Origin of the sequence: Arthrobacter sp. CAN_C5, from assembly GCF_017875735.1 — a bacterium.
Classification (GTDB): Bacteria; Actinomycetota; Actinomycetes; order Actinomycetales; family Micrococcaceae; genus Arthrobacter_D.
The window spans coordinates 302,386-319,387 of sequence record NZ_JAGGMZ010000001.1 but is presented as its reverse complement, the minus strand read 5'-3'; the positions used below and the strand labels follow the sequence as shown (position 1 = coordinate 319,387).

At 61.3% G+C, this 17,002-nt stretch carries 13 protein-coding genes and 3 pseudogenes; 7 read left to right on the top strand and 9 right to left on the bottom strand.

The features are described 5' to 3' along the window. Window positions 1-151 precede the first annotated feature (151 nt). On the top strand, window positions 152-2,182 hold the full coding sequence (locus H4V95_RS01590) for a bifunctional diguanylate cyclase/phosphodiesterase (RefSeq protein ID WP_209728408.1): 2,031 nt from the start codon (window positions 152-154) through the stop codon (window positions 2,180-2,182). Between the two features lie 387 nt (window positions 2,183-2,569). Here the strand turns inward: H4V95_RS01590 and istB are convergent, their stop codons facing one another. Together istB and istA are read right to left on the bottom strand one after the other, a co-directional pair. Continuing rightward, the gene (gene istB, locus H4V95_RS01585; protein WP_209728298.1) at window positions 2,570-3,349 is read right to left on the bottom strand and encodes an IS21-like element helper ATPase IstB; all 780 of its coding nucleotides are present in this window, start codon (window positions 3,347-3,349) and stop codon (window positions 2,570-2,572) included. Further along, window positions 3,346-4,887, bottom strand: a pseudogene (gene istA, locus H4V95_RS01580) (IS21 family transposase). The gene istB and the pseudogene istA overlap by 4 nt, the downstream one beginning before the upstream one ends. A gap of 812 nt (window positions 4,888-5,699) precedes the next feature. Between istA and H4V95_RS01575 the strand changes: the two are divergent. Next, window positions 5,700-5,912, top strand: coding sequence for a hypothetical protein (locus tag H4V95_RS01575; RefSeq protein WP_209728406.1), 213 nt, complete (start codon window positions 5,700-5,702; stop codon window positions 5,910-5,912). 317 nt (window positions 5,913-6,229) lie between these two features. Here H4V95_RS01575 and H4V95_RS01570 read toward each other — a convergent pair whose 3' ends face one another. Further along, window positions 6,230-6,871: a diacylglycerol kinase gene (locus tag H4V95_RS01570; RefSeq protein ID WP_245345529.1), complete on the bottom strand. Its 642-nt coding sequence runs from the start codon at window positions 6,869-6,871 to the stop codon at window positions 6,230-6,232. Then, window positions 6,871-7,125 (bottom strand): diacylglycerol kinase family protein, encoded by a 255-nt coding sequence (locus tag H4V95_RS18165; protein WP_245345528.1) that lies wholly within the window; start codon window positions 7,123-7,125, stop codon window positions 6,871-6,873. Before H4V95_RS18165 ends, H4V95_RS01570 begins: the two co-directional genes overlap by 1 nt. A gap of 414 nt (window positions 7,126-7,539) precedes the next feature. On the opposite strand from H4V95_RS18165, the gene H4V95_RS01565 reads away from it, so the two are divergent. Together H4V95_RS01565 and H4V95_RS01560 are read left to right on the top strand one after the other, a co-directional pair. Next, a complete protein-coding gene (locus H4V95_RS01565) occupies window positions 7,540-8,847 on the top strand; it encodes an ISL3 family transposase (protein WP_209728404.1) in 1,308 nt (435 codons plus the stop codon). 707 nt (window positions 8,848-9,554) lie between these two features. After that, window positions 9,555-10,700, top strand: coding sequence for an ATP-binding protein (locus tag H4V95_RS01560; protein WP_209728402.1), 1,146 nt, complete (start codon window positions 9,555-9,557; stop codon window positions 10,698-10,700). Between the two features lie 19 nt (window positions 10,701-10,719). On the opposite strand, the pseudogene H4V95_RS01555 reads toward H4V95_RS01560, so the two are convergent. The 4 genes and pseudogenes from H4V95_RS01555 to H4V95_RS01540 form a co-directional block, all read right to left on the bottom strand. Continuing rightward, window positions 10,720-11,129: pseudogene (locus tag H4V95_RS01555) on the bottom strand (transposase); the annotation flags it as partial. A 280-nt stretch (window positions 11,130-11,409) separates the two neighbouring features. Continuing rightward, complete coding sequence (locus tag H4V95_RS01550) at window positions 11,410-11,862, bottom strand: cupredoxin domain-containing protein (RefSeq protein WP_209728400.1); 453 nt, start codon at window positions 11,860-11,862, stop codon at window positions 11,410-11,412. A gap of 252 nt (window positions 11,863-12,114) precedes the next feature. Then, complete coding sequence (locus tag H4V95_RS01545) at window positions 12,115-12,756, bottom strand: cupredoxin domain-containing protein (RefSeq protein WP_209728398.1); 642 nt, start codon at window positions 12,754-12,756, stop codon at window positions 12,115-12,117. Window positions 12,757-13,059: 303 nt separating this feature from the next. Next, entirely contained in the window at window positions 13,060-13,593 is a 534-nt protein-coding gene (locus H4V95_RS01540) for a hypothetical protein (protein ID WP_209728396.1), read from the bottom strand. A 487-nt stretch (window positions 13,594-14,080) separates the two neighbouring features. On the opposite strand from H4V95_RS01540, the gene H4V95_RS01535 reads away from it, so the two are divergent. From H4V95_RS01535 to H4V95_RS01525, 3 genes are all read left to right on the top strand, one after another. Beyond that, the gene (locus H4V95_RS01535; RefSeq protein ID WP_209728394.1) at window positions 14,081-14,368 is read left to right on the top strand and encodes a sigma factor-like helix-turn-helix DNA-binding protein; all 288 of its coding nucleotides are present in this window, start codon (window positions 14,081-14,083) and stop codon (window positions 14,366-14,368) included. A gap of 277 nt (window positions 14,369-14,645) precedes the next feature. Then, window positions 14,646-15,419, top strand: coding sequence for a CHRD domain-containing protein (locus H4V95_RS01530; protein WP_245345527.1), 774 nt, complete (start codon window positions 14,646-14,648; stop codon window positions 15,417-15,419). Between the two features lie 274 nt (window positions 15,420-15,693). Further along, a complete protein-coding gene (locus tag H4V95_RS01525) occupies window positions 15,694-16,158 on the top strand; it encodes a class F sortase (RefSeq protein WP_245345526.1) in 465 nt (154 codons plus the stop codon). A 78-nt stretch (window positions 16,159-16,236) separates the two neighbouring features. On the opposite strand, the pseudogene H4V95_RS01520 reads toward H4V95_RS01525, so the two are convergent. Then, window positions 16,237-16,956 (bottom strand): annotated as a pseudogene (locus H4V95_RS01520) (Abi family protein). Window positions 16,957-17,002: the final 46 nt, after the last annotated feature.

Below are 17,002 nucleotides of genomic sequence, written 5' to 3'. Positions count from 1 at the left end.
CAGGTACGGGCGGCGTCAGCAACGGCGGAGGTAACCTGCTCCTTGGCAGGTGAGGGCAGAAAGCACTGAAAGTGCTGGTGTCGGAGGCGCTTGTAGGCGCAGTGTTCGCAGTGTTCGCAGTGTTTGTTGTTCGGTCTCACCAGGGAGAATTATGAGCTTGCTGACGCATAAAAGCGATGACGATGATGTTGAAGGTGGCTTCGCTGCAGTGCTCGCGGCTGCCCGGACGGCGACCGCTGATATTGCGCTGATAACCGACTCCACGCAGGCCATTGTGTATGTTGCAGCTTCTTTTACCGCCATGACAGGGTATGAGCAGGCCGAGTTGATGGGCCGAAACTGTCGTTTCATGCAGGGACCTGGCACCGATCCCACCACGACACGCCTCATGCGGGACGTTCTCGCTTCGGGGGAGGTCTTCGAAGGGGAAATCCTTAACTACCGTAAGAACGGCTCCGCCTTCTGGACCGCTTTGAAGATCATCCCGATGCGGGTCGGTGTCAGCACCGCGATCACCCACTATGTGAGTATCCAACGCGATATCAGCAACCACGTGGCCTTGCTGGAGGAGCTGCAGAACCTGGCCCTGCACGACCCTGTGACAGGGCTGCCGAACCGGGCTGCGGCCGAACGGGCTGTGGAGGAAGCAGTGAAACGTGCCCTTAACCGGGAAGTGACGGTGGCGGTTGGCCTGATTGATCTGGATGATTTCCGCCTCGTCAACAACACCCTGGGTCATGCTGCAGGTGATGCGGTCTTGCAGCAGTGGGCGGCACGTATGCTCTCACGTCTGCGTGAAGGCGATGTGCTGGCCCGTATGGGCGGAGATGAATTCGCCCTGATCCTCAAAAACATCCCCCGTAGCACCGCAAATGAAGAACTTCCCGCAATACTCCACCGGATTCATGAGGCAGTGAATGAACCCTTCACTGTTGACGGCGACCAGGTCCGGATCGGAATGAGCTTGGGCATTGCGCTGGTTCCCGAAGACGGCACAGACAGCCGGTCAATTCTTTCCAGCGCCGATGAGGCTCTCTACGCAGCCAAGAAACGAAAGAACCATGGGACGACCTGGTGGGAGACCGCTGAACACGCCAGCGTCCACTCACAAGACACTTACAACAGCGGTAACACCAATGAAAGCTCCAGCACGGGAGAAGAAACAAGTCCGGAAGTCTATCGAGACGCTCTGCGGAGTGGGAACATCCTTGTTCACCTCCAGCCCGTGGTGGATCTTCGTGACGGGTCGGTGCACCTGTTCGAGGCGTTGGCGCGCCTGAAGCTACCCGAAGGACGCGTCGCGTACCCTGATGAGTTCCTGCCTCACTTCGGGACCGAGGAGCTACGCGTGTTGTTCGCAGGCGTCCTCGATCGGGCGTTGGAAATCCTCGCGGCGTGGGACCAGAAAGGTGCCCACCATAACGTGTCTGTGAACCTGCCACCAGCAGTGCTCTTCGACGGCACAACACCGGCTCTGGTCCAAAAGCTTCTCCACAACCATGGCGTCCAACCGGACCGGCTGGGTTTGGAACTGCTGGAATCGGAGGTCATAACCCTCGAGGAGCAGCGCACCACATTGCGCGAGCTCGTTGACTTGGGGGTAGGCCTTGCCATGGATGATCTCGGATCCGGATACAGCAGCCTCCAACGGCTCTCATCCTTCCCGTTCAGCACCATCAAACTCGATCGCGGACTATTCCTGCACGTCACGGACAGGCCCGTGGAAATGCTCAGCGTGATCGCGACCCTCATCCAGCTGGGCAGGGACCTCGGCATGAATGTCGTTATCGAAGGCCTGGAAGATGAAAGCCTGACCGAAGCCTCCACCGTCCTTGGTGCGCCCCTGGGCCAAGGCTACTATTTCGCCAAGCCGATGGCACCAGAAGACTGCCTCCGATGGTCTGAGTCCTTCACCCTCCACTCACACCTATCCCGGATACAAACACCCCTTGGCGCCCTCGCCTATCACTGGCAGTTCGCCCGACTGACAGCACCCCACCCCCTGGCACTCGAGCGTTGCCCCCTCGCCGGGTTCATCAAGGAAACCCAAGCTACCGCCGAGGTGGAATCATGGCATGCACTCCAACACACACCACAGGGGGTGCACCCCGCCTCCAGCCGATTCCTCATCAACTGGCTCACCCACCACATTCGACCACCCAAACCACAAAACTTCCCCTGACGCCCACTTCTCCCCCCTGTAGAAGACCGACTCTCACCTCAAAGGGCCAGCGACCCGCTGACCTCTCGAAGGGAGCAGTGTTCTGCCATCAAACCTGCGGCCGTAAGGGGATGGGGACGGCGACTGGACAGACTGGCGATTCACAGCCGATGCCCGCACCAAGGGACGCACCGCCAAGGATGCCGCACGTCTCGTCGACTGGAGCCGCGCAAAACGGCGGAGCTACACTACGGTTACCGGCACCCGAACAGCCCTGTCAAGGGCCAGTTAAAGGTGCCCACGGGCGGCCAGCATTACTGCCCGCTGGTGGCCATGAAAACTGCCCGGTCATGGCCATTGGATCTGCCCACCGGGTATTCGGCGGCGTTGGCCATGTTCGGGATTTGTTTAGCTCATTGGCGTGACTCCTTGTCCGGCCAGGGCTTGGCTGAGGCGGATCGATTCCCCGGTGGTTTGGCAGACGTGTGCGTGGTGCAGCAGCCGGTCGACCGTCGCGGTGGCGAGGGTTTTGGGCATGAGCTCGTCGAAGCCCGCGGGATGCAGATTCGAGGAGACCGCGATGGAGCGTTTCTCATAGGCTGCGTCAACAAGGCGGTAGAGGCCCTCGGCGGCATCGGTCCCGACCGGCAGGAGCCCTATGTCATCGACCACCACTAAATCCGCGCGCAGGATCCTGGCGACCACTTTCGTGACGCTGTCGTCGGAGCGGTGCGCGCGCATCAGCGCGCCGAGGTCTTCAAGGCGGAACCATGCCACACGCATGCCGGCCTCGACGGCCTGCTGCCCGAGGGCTTCAAGGAAGAACGTTTTCCCGGTGCCGGAGGGCCCGCAAATGACAACGTTTTCCTTGCGCCCGATCCATTCCAGTGTCCGCAGCGCCTGCTGCGTCGGTAGCGGGACTGAGGACGCGGCGGGATCCCAGGTGCCGAAGGTCTTCCCGGTCGGGAACCCTGCGGCTTTACGCCTGGTGGCGAGCATGGACCGGGACCGGCCAGCGACTTCCTCGGTGAAGAGGGCCTTGATGACCTCGGCCGGTTCCCAGCGTTGCGCACGGGCGGTCGCGATCAACTCCGGTGCCAGAGCCCGCGCGTAGGGCATCTTCAGCTGCCGCATCAGCGCCTCCAGGTCCGCCGGCAGGACGGGCGCGGTGACCGGGACCGGGCTCATGCGCTTTCCTCCAGCCCGGTCTCACCACGGCCGGCACCGGGTGGACGTCCGATGGCCGCCCACCCGGCCGTGCCCTGGGTCAAGGACCGGGTTTCGTCCGCGGCGTGGGTCGTGGTGCGGGCGCCCCCGGCGGTCAGGATTGAGGACAGGTCTTTGTGCGCGAAGCGGCCATGGACGGCCGCGGTCCCCAACGCCTGATCGACGTCGGCCTACCCGGCGATCTTCGCCAAGGCCACCGCTTCGGCCATCTTCACGTTCATCCGCGCCGTGCCCGCCGCGGCGGCTTCGAGCAGCCACGCGCGGGCGCCGTCCCCGATGCCAAGGAACTCCGCCTCCGCGGCGCTGCGGGCCTTGACCGCGTAATCGCCTGGGATCTTCGGCCGGTGATCAGGGAAGTGGGCGTCGTTGATCGCGGGGCTGCCCGGGCGGGCGCGGGAGTGCCGGGCGATTTCCACCGGGCCGGCGCTGCCGTGATGGACGATGATGACCTGCTCACCGGGTCCGGCGCCGTGGCTGCGCACGAATACGCGCGCGCCGAGCAGGGCTGCCGGGACGGAGTACTGGCCGTTTTCGAAGGTGACCATCGGCGTGTTCTCCGGCACCGTCCGGGAGAGCCCGAACGCGACCGTGTGCGCGGTGTCCGGGATCCGGTGCAGCCGGGGTGCTTCCTCGGCTAGCATCACCGCTGGTTTGCGGCGGGTGGCACGGTGCTCACGATGGTTGACCTCGTCCATGAACACTTGGCACGCCGCTTCGATCTCCGCGAAGGAGGCGTATTCGGCCCGCAGATTCGTGTCTTTGGGGACGATGTCGGCTTTAGCGACCCTCACCGATGCCTCCACGCCGCCCTTGGAGGCAGGATCCGCCGGCTGGCAGGTCAACACTGTCACACCGTAGTGGCGGGCGAAGTCCACGGTCTGCTGGTTACGCACCGGGACCCCGGCAACATGGGAAACGGTGACCGTTTTCTCATTGTCGGTCAGGACATAGGTTGGCGCGCCGCTTAGGACACGGAAGGTGCGGTCCAATGCCGCGAACACACTCGGCGCCGTCCGATCCCGCAAAGCGATCACGATCCTGAACCGCGACCACGCCAGCCATGCCACGAACAACACGGTCTTCCTCCCCTCGATCAGGGGGCCGTCGCCGAAATCGTACTGAAGCCACATCCCCGGCTCGGTGATCCAGGGCCGGTGCACCCGGACATGACCCAGCCGCCACGCCGCCCGCACCTGGGCGACAGCACGGCGGGTCGAGCGTTCCGAACCCTCATAGCCCAGCGCCCGGAGTTTGTCGTGGGCTTTGTCGGCGCGGATCTTGCCCTTGGAGGCCTCAACCCATTCCTCGATCTTGGGCAGGAACGCATCAGTGACACGGCCCCGGTAGACCGGCTCGGCCATTGGCTGGCCCGCGTCACGGGCCTCAACGTGCCGGGCGACCGTGTGATGCGAACAGCCCGTAAGCTCCGCGGCAGCGCGCAACGACCCGGTCAGATCATAAGCAGCAAGTATTTCCATGATTTCTCCGTCAGACTTCAATTGGGCCTCTTCCCGCGACTTTGGTGCGACTAGACACCGTCATCAAACCCCGGGAAGAGGCTCCCGCCGCGCAAGCGCGGTCAATCCAGTAAAGAAGTGGGCAGATCCCATGGCCACCGGCGGGCAGTTTTACTGGCCATCAGTGGGCAATTCCGTGGCCGCCTATGGGCAGTTTTTCATGGCCGCTGACACAGCCCGAAAGGCCGGGACCGCCGCTAAGAGGAAGCAAACAACCCGCCACCTCCGAAAAAACGCGGTGGCGCTCTGGGCGTTAGCTACCGCTAGGTCAGGAAACGTCTGGGGGCTGGGTAGATCCTGGGCCAGATTAACTACCAAGCGGCGGTTCCGCTGGCTCCGGTAACGCCGGAAGGACACCTGAACCGTTGGAGAACGAGGACAAAACCCAAAGTTCGGTCCTAGAGAGCGCAGTAACACCACGGTGCTGCCGATGGGACACCCTCACCTATGCTGCCGGTACTCATCCTGGGGGGGAGAGCACCGTCAGCGCACCCAACGGTATTCCTAGCAGCGCACAATTTTAGCGTAAAGGTCTCTCACCGCATGGTTACTCGCAACCCACCAAGCCACTCTTACTTGCCGTCATCGGATTTATCTCGGTTGTTGTGCACCCGCCCAACGAGTTCGGGCAGACCTACTATGCTCAAATAGACGCCTCATCAGACGACGAGGTACCCCTTAAGAAGACGCCTAAAACCCGGTACGGTTCGCCCACCGGGCGCACCGGGCAGGCGCTTCTGGTAGGTGATAAAGACCAGCAGTTGAAAAGCCTTACCGATTGAAAGGTGCACCTCATGAGCAACGAGAATTCAGCGGCCCCCACTGGCAAAAAATCCAAGCACGAACTGGAAAAAGTTTCAGGGGAACCATCGAAAGAGGATCGCGAGGATATTCCCCCGAGCCCGAAATCGCCGGTAGAGGACAGCGATGCCACTCCCGAAGGGCTTCGAGATGCTCCCGCCCTTGAGGAAGACGACGACAGTCTAGTCAAACCGGAAAACAGCTAAAATCTTTCGTGTGGGCGATGCCGTTTTGGGCTACCCGTGGTCCTGAAGGGTTATGGCTCCTAATGACGTGTATGGGCTCGGTGCCTGTTCAATGAAAGGACAACATCGATTCGGCGGCAGGAATACCTCGACGGACGCCCATGTTGTCCGTCAGGTCATCCGCGGTGCCTACGCTTGGTGGTGGTCCTGGTTGCGGGTCCACCACGAGGCGGAAGTGTTTTATGCGAAGTAGAGACCCGCAGGGTACGACGCTGATTGGACGGGATGACATCAATGATATGGGACGGCTCTTGTGCTGACAGGTGTAGGGGGTTGACCTAGCCAAGGGTGGCCAGAGCACACGGCAGGCTAGGATCCGGACGTTGGTATGTGCGGCAACCGATTTCACTCCCCCGTCGATTTGTTACGGGATGGGTTTGAGAGTCGTGAAATGGTAGCTCTCCATGCTCGGCTAATCCCCCAGACCTTTGGTGGTGGCATGCAGCGCAGTGAGGGAGTATCCGCCACTTGGCCATGTGCGCAAAGGTGATGACTCCGAATTTCCCATCGGATGGATGATCGTCGGCTTCAATTAGCGTTGCGTACTTCGCCATCTGGGAAATATTCGCGAACACCAGACTGTCGAATTTCCGGCGCACTCCGTCTTTCTGGCGAATCTCGAACGGCCTGAATTTCGAGAAAGTTCGCACGACGGAAAACATCTCCTTAATTGCGCCCTTGCTGCCCTTCTCCAGATCGATGGCCATGATCGGAGTGAGACCAAAGCCGATGTAGGACTGAGCGTACTCAGCGCGAACCGTCGAGTTGTCTCCGGTGCTGACACGCAGCAGGTCGATGCGCCGGACGTTGCCTTCGCTAACGGCCTCAGCCAGTGGCTTCCTGCCCATCACCCGGCTGTGGTCATTGGCATTTCCAGCAGCCAATACAGTGCACACCGCGTCCTGGCTACCGCTGTCCATCACGCCGTTGACCCTTCGTTATACCCACCATCACCACTGACGGACACCACCAGGGTATTGCCAACGGCAGCAGCATCCCGCGACAAATCAATGGCATGCACGGCATGCTCCGTCGGCTGCAACCGGATGTCGGTTTCATCGGGCAGGAGCTCGCCCAACTGCTCATACAGTTCGCTAGCCAGCTTCGGCGCATCACCGGTGCTGTTGGGATTGAAAATGATCGATACTGTGTCGAACACTCGGGGCGAATCCATGGGCGGCCTTTCCTTTGTGGTGCGCTAACAGCACTGCGGATGTGACCGCCGAAACCTAATCACAAGCAGGATTACATTCTCAGAAAAAGATGAACCTTGCACCTGCAGGACACTCAGCTTCGCGTTGCACGTGCAATCACGGGGTGGAGGGTCGGGAATCGGCGTGCTGCTGACTACCCGCCCCTTCAGCGCGCCGGAAAGCTTCTTGAGTGGCGAAGAGATAGTTGCGGATGTCGGCCCGGACGCGGTCGGCGGGCGTCCAGGAGCCGCCGGACCATATGTGGCTCTTCAGAATTGAGAGTGTAGTTGGCGGCGCCGTGAGGAGTCTGGGGCGAGAGGTTGTTTCGGCTGAAGGGAGGGCCTTGGGAGAGAATCGGATTGTCTAGATCTTGATTCCTCTACCGCAAGGCCCTCGTGTTCCACGCTACCTTCCGCAGCCCTGACCTGACCACATTCTGTCGGCTCGACGAACTTGGACTCGAGGCCACGGGGCAGCATCTGAGCCGCGATCACGCCGTTCTTGCTTGCCGTGTTGTTGACCCAGATGACTGGTGCCGTAACTGTGGGTGCCAAGGCGTCCCTCGGGACACGGTGACCCGCCAGCTCGCTCACGAACCCTTCGGCTGGCGCCCGACCACGCTGCTGGTCAAAGTTCGCAGATACAAATGTTCCGGGTGCGGACAGGTGTGGCGGCAGGACACGTCCAAAGCCGCCGATTCACGGGCGAAACTCTCCCGCCGCGGGCTGCGGTGGGCGTTGGAGGGAATCGTGTGTCAACACCTCACGGTCGCCCGCGTCGCCGAAGGGCTGGGCGTGAGCTGGAATACTGCCAACAAAGCTGTCCTGGCCGAAGGTAAGCGTGTGCTCATTGATGATCCGCACCGGTTCGACGGGGGCAAAGTCATCGGTGTTGATGAGCATGTTTGGCGGCACACCCGCCGCGGGGACAAGTACGTGAGCGTAATCATCGATCTGACCCCGATCCGTGATGGCACCGGACCGTCCCGCCTGCTGGATATGGTCGAAGGCCGCTCAAAACAAGTCTTCGCCACGTGGCTAAAAGCACGCCCGCAACAATGGCGGGACAGGATCGAGGTCGCGGCCATGGACGGGTTCTCCGGATTTAAGAGCGCCGCGGCCGAAGAACTTCCCGAGGCTGTTCCGGTGATGGATCCCTTCCATGTCATCCGCCTGGCTGGAGAGGCTTTGGATAGCTGCCGACGGCGCGTTCAGCAACAGTCCTGCGGGCACCGTGGGCGTGCTGGCGACCCGCTGTATTCGGCCAGGCTAACGCTTCACACCGGGGCGGATCTGCTCACCGATAAGCAACGCACGCGTCTTCAATCCCTGTTCACAACGGACACCCACGTCGAGGTAGAAGCGAGCTGGGGGATCTACCAGCGCATGGTTGCCGCCTACCGGGAAGCGGACCGGGCCAAGGGACGGACGTTGATGGAAGCAGTCATCACATCCCTGGGCACAGGTGTTCCCACCGCCCTCGCTGAGCTCAAAACCCTCGGGCGAACTCTCAACCGCCGGGCCCCAGACGTCCTTGCCTACTTCGACCTACCCGGGACCTCAAATGGGCCAACCGAAGCCATCAACGGCCGCCTGGAACACCTCCGCGGCTCCGCCCTGGGCTTCCGGAACCTCACCAACTACATCGCCAGATCACTACTCGAATCCGGCGGATTCAGACCGCGACTACACTCTCAATTCTGAAGAGCCGGCAAAGGGCTAGCACCAGATGCAACTCCGTGGGGTCCACGCGTACCTTTTGTTCTGCTCATGCGAAGGGACCGTACCGGGTGGGCACCGACAACCAGTGCCCTTACTTTTGCTGTCGTGTCTTACGGGTCATCCACCTGTGGGCGGGTGGATGACCCGGGGACCAGCTCAGAGCCGTCCACCTGGGGGTGAGCTGCAATACTCGTGGGGCAGCAATGGCGTCATGTGTGGACGGGCTGTCATCAGTGGCACAAATTCTTTAGTAATCGAAGAAGTCGAGCTTGCCAGCGCCCAGGGCCGCGAACTCGCAGTGCGTCCCGACGTTGTTTTCGCGCCCGGTATTTGCTCGATGGGAAGCTGCTCGGTTTCGGTCGACTGTCCGAGAAAAGCCTCCGGCGGCAGCTCGCTAAAAGTAGGCCTGTGCGTAGGTCTACTATGCGCGATAGGGTTGGTGAAGAGGCAGCCCAATGCGCCGCAGATGACGAAGGCCACGTGGCGGAGGTTTCGGGGCAAGGATTCGTCGAATCGATTGACGGCCAGGATTCCGTGTCCGTTTGCCGATCGGCTGACGGGCGCTGCCCTGCAGAGGGGAATGCGGCCGTTAGGCGTCCGGGGCGTCGATGCGCCTACTCACTTCTGCCACCATCACCGATAGACTGTTATGAAAGCCCTACTTCATAACAAATAGTTCGAGGTGATTGATGCAGCCGAGTCCATACACCCCAGGCGAGGTCGCTCGTGTTGTGCCCGGGAGGGCGCAGCAGCTTGCTGAGGTCGATGAACGCTTATCGACGCTGGTTGACCTCGGTCGGCTCGTCGGCCGGCTCCGGGTCGATCATGCACCCCGTGGATATGGCAAAACATCGTTGCTGCGCGAGTATCAGCGGCGAGCTACGGCACGCGGCGTACTCACGGTCTGGATTACCGCAGGCGAGGAACAGGGCCTGGTCTCGCAGATCGCTCAAGAGATCGATCGGGCCGCGCGGTCGTTCGGAGACTCGGCCCGAACCCGGGTGAAGGGCCTCCTCGACACGCTGACGGTGACGGTGGGTATCCCCGGCGTTGCTCATGTCGCGGGAACAATGCGACGGCCCGGCCCAACAGGAGAACCCGCTGGTGTGCGCACATTCGAGGACGTCATACGGGAGACGGCAGCGCAGAGCCACGGGTTGGTTCTCTTCATCGATGAGATCCAAGCCGCAGACCCTACGGGACTTCGAACGCTCGTGTACGCGTGGCAACATCTCCAGGCGGAGGGCTCAGACGTCCCTGCCGCGGTATTCGCGGCCGGGCTACCCAACGCACCGGAGACGATCGCTGCTGTCGTCACGTTCAGTGAACGCATTGCGTATCGCCCTCTCGGACCGCTGAGCCCAGACGCGGAGGAGATCGCGCTCATTGGGCCAGCGAGGGCACTGGGTGTGACGTGGACTGCACCCGCAGTCGGTCTCGCGCTCTCTATTGCTCAGGGGTACCCGTATTCAGTGCAGTTGATCGCTGATGCCGCATGGGTCGCCGCTGGACGCCCGGACCCAGGTGGCGTCATTAGTGTGGAAGCCGTCGAGCATGGGCGCGTAGCGATGCGCTCCGACCTGGACGCACTTTTCCGGGCGCGATGGGGCAGTTGCTCTCCCGCCGAGCGACGCATGCTCAACGCCATGGCATCGGTCGGGGACGGACAGGTATCGCGGGCGTCGATCGCTGATCTCCTCAGCGTATCGAGCAACCAATTATCGACGCCCCGGGCACGTTTGATCTACAAGGGACTCATTCAACCGGCGGACCGTGGTCAGCTGGAGTTCACTATCCCGGGATTTGCCGGGTTCGTGCGGGAACGCGACGACTGAAAGAACCCCCAAACTGCTGTTCTTCGAAGCCGACCTCCGGGCGGCCTTTGCGCAGGGCAGAGCGGTTCTGGCCGAGCACTTTACAGGCGAACCTTTCGGATGCCCTGAACTTCTCCTGCGCCATGCGGACCGCACGACGCCGGAGTTCAGGGCTCAAAATTTTCCCCGGGCCACCTCGCTCAAAATGTCATTGGCCAGGACCTGATCGGCTAACAGCTTTTTTAGCCTGGCGTTTTCCTTCTCCAGCTACTTAGTCCGTTTCGTGGACTCGGCCTACTCGCCACCGTACTGGTTCAGCCACCGGTACCAGGTCGCCTCGGTGACCTCCAGTTCCTTGATGACCTCAATCATCGGCCGTCCGTCGTTGAACATCTTCTGGCCCCGACGGACCTTCGCGATGACCTGATCAGGGGTATGTCTACGTGCCATAATCTGTGAATTTCCTCCTGCCCCCATTATCGGATGCGAAACTCACACAGTCACCTGATAGGGGTCCCGCTTGTTCCGCCGGTCATATTCCGCCCGGTTCGGCCTGCTGGAAACCGGGTGCGAACTGGAAGTGGATGACAGCGCTAACGACCGGGCCCACCGTAACCAGAACGCGCAGAACAATTCATGGTAATCGGTTGCATGCCTGGTCTGCGGTCGCGTGGTCCCCGACCCCGGGTGGGGCGTGCCCCCCGGTTTCTGGCGGAGTTGCCTGCCCGGTTTATGAGATGACCAGGGCGCCGGACATCTCGGGGTGGTAGGTGCAGATGATCGCGTAGTCGCCGGCTTCCTCGGGGGCGGTAAAGGTCACCGTTTCACCAGCTGGGACGTCGACGTCGAACCCGCCGTCGTCCTGCGCCGTGACCGTGTGCGGGGCGTCGTCCTCGTTGACCACCGTCACCATGGTGCCGGGTGCGATGGTTTCAGGCATCTCGTATTCGAAGTCCTTGATGGTGATCATGGCCTCCTCAGCAGGCGCTGCTTCCGCAGAAGCCGACCCCGAAGCGGAGGCTCCGGGCGCTCCGGTGGTCGCGGTAGCTGATTCCGGTGCCGCGGCTTCGTTGGGCGCCGTGGTCGCCTCGGAGCTGCTTGGCCCGGTCTCTGAACCGCAGGCGGCGGTTCCGGTGAGAAGCCCGGCAAGCAGAAAAGCTGATATTCCGTTACGTACCTTCATGATCGTGCCTCCAAAAGGATGAACTTTCCAGTGATGGGTAGGTGAGGGATTGTTGCACGGTCTCACACGCCAAGATCGTCAAACCCCATTAATCGTGCCCAGTTGACCGTGCCCGGTGGATCGTGCCGGGTTGATCGTGCTGACCCGGGCTGTGTCCGTGCCGGTTCCGGTGATTGACACAATACACAGGGGCCGTAAAACCGCGATGGAAGAGATACGGTTTTACGGCCCATGACGAAGGATCGGGTGGGATTAGGAGTTGCTGCTCCGGCGGCGGACAGCAAAGGTTCCACCGGCTGCGGCGAGGAGGACCAGACCCCCACCCAGCGCGATGATCGTTGACCCGTCACTTGCTTCGTTCATCACTCCGGTATCGGCGCCGCCCCGGGGGACAGCACCCATCTGGTCCATCCCGCTGTGTCCGGCACTGCCGGACTCTGCGACCTCGGGTGCCGGTGCCGCCGGAGCTGGTACTGCCGGTGTCGTGGGCGCTGCCGGGGCCGGCGCCATGGATTCAGCACCGACGGTGAGGGTGCCTTTCATGTTGCCGTGGAACTTGCAGAAAAACCCATAGCTCCCAATTACGCTCGGGGCGGTGAAAGTGGCGCTTTCCCCGCCGGGGATGGTGACATCGAAGGAACCGTCATCGGCGGTCACCGTGTGGGCTTCGCTGTCGTTGTTCGTCACGGTAATCTCACCGCCCGGGTTAACGGTGCCCGGCCCGGAAAACACGAAGTCGTCGATGCTGATAGACATTTGCCCGGTGGTCATCGCCGGCACTGATTGGGAGACCGGGCTAGGGGCGGCCAATGCGGCCCCGGCGGATCCCAGGCCGGCTCCTGCGATCAGGGCTGCGGTGAAAGCGACGCTGAGAACTTTGTTACTGGTGATCATGATGAGGCCCTCCAGGTAGGCGTTTAGGGGAACAACTGTTTTGGCGCATCAGCCGACGTGACACACCGTTGCCGGATAACCACCGCCACATGATATTCGTCACATACGCCGTGGTGGATTGCCTTTTTCCGAAGACCAATGAGCGACAAAAATGACCGTTCTGTTTTGGCGGTCAAAGCCGGTGACCCGCCCATAAGCCGTTGGCTGCCAGTGGTGGCATGACAAAAGCGCCGGGGAACACACGGTGGAGGCCGCTAGTTGTGTTCTCCGACGCTTTTGACCGGATAAATAAACATCCGGCCATCAGTCACTCGCACATGAAGATGAGTAAGACACTACGCGCGTTGCCTGAGCTTTACCTGATGATGCAAGGTTCTTTTCCTTGTCGTGTCCCTGTCGTGCTTGCTCAAGGAGGGCATCGGTTTCTTCCAGTTCCCGAATCGCCGCGCACAGCAACCCTTGAGCGTGCCCCTGACTGGCGGAGGCGGGACCGGCCTGCCCCGATCCGCTGCCGGCAAGCAAAGTGCTCAGCTCTTCACATGCCTGGCGGGCCTCTAAAACCCTGTGGACACAATGACGGCGTCGTGCTTCAAGGTCGATCACCGTTTGCTTCTTCGCGTTGTCCACCAAAAAATCGACCTCGTGATCCGCTTCAAAACTTGTCACACCAAGATCCTCTCCCACCGCATCCTCACAGGCCACACCCGCACCATATCCGACGCGGACAAAATTCGGTGCCAGCAAACCGGTCCGCCCCCTGAATGCAAAGGTGCCGGCTCGAGCGTGACCGCGGACCCTGGCAACCGTGTTCTGAAGCCGCCAGAACAGTGATGCCAAGACGATATGGTTTACGCTCAGTCACTCTGGACCCTCAGCGCCGGGCAGTGGAGGGAAACCGCATTACTGGGATCGGTACGACAAAAGACGCCCTGGCTTGCCTGGCTCTCACCTGAAGACAGCCCAGCTCACACACCGCACCACGTGGGAAGATTACTGACCCCTACGGCAGCTGGCGATCAGGACACATCCGCTGACCTCTACCGTGTGATGTCCCCCGGGTTTACCGGCTCGCCCAACACATAATCGTCGACTCGGCCCTGAACCAGGAAATCATCGCCCTGCGCCAGGAAATCATCCAGGACGTGTCCCTGCAGGTATGGCAGAAAGCCCACACCATTGAGGCACCCAAAGGCCACCTCTGTCGCCTGGCCGTCGCCTGCTTGTCGCCTGGTTGATGATGATTACCCACTGCAGGACCTTGAACCAGAGCGGGGCGGGACCGCGGGACGAGCGCGCCTCGTCGAATCGCAACACCGCCTACGCCGTGGCAACCTACACTCCGGATTTTGATCAGACAGCCGAAACAGCAATCAACCGGCTCGAAGAACAGGAGAGCACCCGATCCCTCCAAACCCTCAGTCCCACCCAACGTGAAGCGATCAATTTGGTCTACTCCGACGAGCTCATCTACCAGCAAGTCGGCGCCGACCTCTGCCTTCCACTATCAACAGCCGAAACCCGCATCCGCGACGGGCTCATTCGCTTGAAAGCAGTATCGAACATACCTAACCCACCTGGTGTGGCTGCTTACTCTTACTCCGCGAAAGGGTAACCCACAGTGGATTTTCTGGACGATTATGCCCTAGCTGGTAAACCTCACCCGCACCATGTGTCACACCACAGCGCTTCCCAACAGGGCCTTGTCACAGGGTCTTGTCCTGCGTACGGTGAGCAGACGCCACTCTCAACGAGCGGTCTCACGTGTTCGGCTGTGAATTGTGTGGGGGAAACCAATCCACACTGCGGAACGCTCCGAATAGAATAGTAAGCGCACTGACTTTGGTGCGTATCCACCGCACAGTGAAGGAATTGATCTTATGAACAAGGCAATGAGTTTCCTTGCAGTACCCACCCTCGCCCTCGGCGCCCTGGCCATGGCATCGTCGCCGGCCATAGCGCACGACGGTGAAGACCACTCTTACTCCTCGACCCTGGGCCAGCTCAACGGCACCACCGGCTCCGGTACCATCACCGTTGATGTCAAGGGCGACCAGGCCACCGTGAACCTCCAGGTATCCGGCCTCGCCGAAACCTTCATGGACGCCCCGTACCCCCACGTCCAGCACATCCACGGCGGAGCCCTCGGCGAATGCCCCATACCCGCTGATGACGAAAACGGCGACGGCATCCTCAACACCTCCGACGGCACGCGCGCCTACGGCGGCATCCTCACCACCCTGACCACCAGCGGAGCTACCGGCCCCGAAGAAGGCTTGAACCTCGAGCTCGGCGGCCAAGGCGGCAGCTACACCATCCAGCGCACCTTCGACCTCAACGCCGAGACCAAGGCTTCCCTCGAAGCCGGCACCGCCGTCGTCGTCGTCCACGGCCTGGACCCAGCAACTGCCGGGGTCTCCGAGGAAGTGTTCAACTCAACCAGTGACATCTCCCCAGACCTGCCCCTCGGCGCCACCTCACCTGCACTGTGTGGAACCCTCGTAGCCTCACAGATGGGCGACATGCCTGCCGGTGGCGCTGACACCGGTGTCGCCCAGGAAACCGGTTCCAACACCGGCGCACTCGCCCTCGGTGGCGGCCTAGTCCTGGCAGCAGCAGCCGGCGGAACCTTCCTGGTTCGCCGCAGCAACGCCGCCAAGGCATAATTTCCATCCAAGCACCACGAACTGATCGGAGATAATACTTCACACGATTAGTTCACCCAGCGACCGTCGCAGAAGCCACCTGGCCTCTGCGGCGGTCGCTGATTTAATCCTCACCGGCTGCGCCACCAACACGACCGCCCAAAGCCAAGGAACGCCAGCGCCGACCCCGACCGTCTCCGCTTCGCCGACGGTGCCGGCCCCAACTCAACCACCCACGACCCCCGCACCCGAAACACCCACACCCACACCCACACCGGCACCGGCACCGGCCCAGTTGCCGGTCCTATCGGCGTCGGACCCGGTGTCGTTCAGTATTCCCGCCATCGGCGCGGGATCGGAGCTACTGAGCCTCGGCCTACGCGATAACGGCTCGCTCGAAGTTCCCCCGGACGGGCCCGGAGCACCCGCCAGCTGGTATAATGACTCCCCCACACCCGGTGAACGCGGACCCGCGGTCCTCCTCGGACACGTCAACGCCACCGACAGCGGCCCCGGAATCTTCGCGGACCTGCGCAAACTCAAGCCCGGTGACACCATCGACGTGCTCCGTGAAGATGGCACCACAGCAACCTTTACCGTCGACCGCGGTGAGCAATACGCTAGAGACGCGTTCCCCACCCAGACGGTATACGGCAACACCGAAGGACCCGAACTACGCCTGATCACCTGCGACGGATACGACCCGGACACCGGCGAATTCGACGACAACTACGTCGTCTACGCAAAACTGGTCACCTAAAATTGTGAATTCGATAATCGCTGCTGCTGTCGCGGTCACGGATTGGCTTATGGACAGGGAGCACGAAAGATGGGCGGGCTACGGCTGCCAGAGCTCAAGCTCTGTCCAGCGCTCAGGCACCCCTATTGATCGAGCGGTGAGGTGAGTGGTGCAGGGGAATGATTCAACAAGCTCCACAATTCTTTCGGGCCAGTCGCTGTCAGGTTCAATCGACCGAAGCAGGTAAGCCATTACCGCTAGAGCGTTGTACAGCCCGAAGACCTCTTTGGCCGACGCTTCGTTTTTCAGGTGATCGAGGACGGGTACTTGCCCCAGGCTGGGCCGACGGGGCGCCGTCACTAGCTTCCGATTGAAGAGCCGCGCGTGATGAGCAGATACGTTCCTCACGTAATTCAGGCAGGCGATCCAGCTCGCCATCACCTTCTTCGTTGGCGCCCCATACGCGGCGGCAATCTCCGTGCCGAGCGATCTACTCAGGCCGGTGTACAGGCGACCGAGATGCCCCATCTCCATAATCTCTGTGAGCGCCCATATAGGCATTTGACCGTTGTACTTCTCGCGGAAGTGACTTACGAAAGCTTCATCGGAACTGTCTTGTCGCTCGCCTATCCGCTCAATCCACTCTTCGTGCTTACTCGGCGCAGGGTCACCTGTCTCAGCATCGACTTGAGGCTCGATGAAAGCGGCGACGAATGTCTGGGGGTCGAGATGAGCGAACGCCGATTGCCTCCCCAGTACCTATCCGATCTGCATACGGAGAGAGACTTCGATTCTCTCGATTCCGTCGAGGACCAGCATGCGCAGCTGGCGATCGAAATCGATGAGAGCGGCGGCGTCGATAATG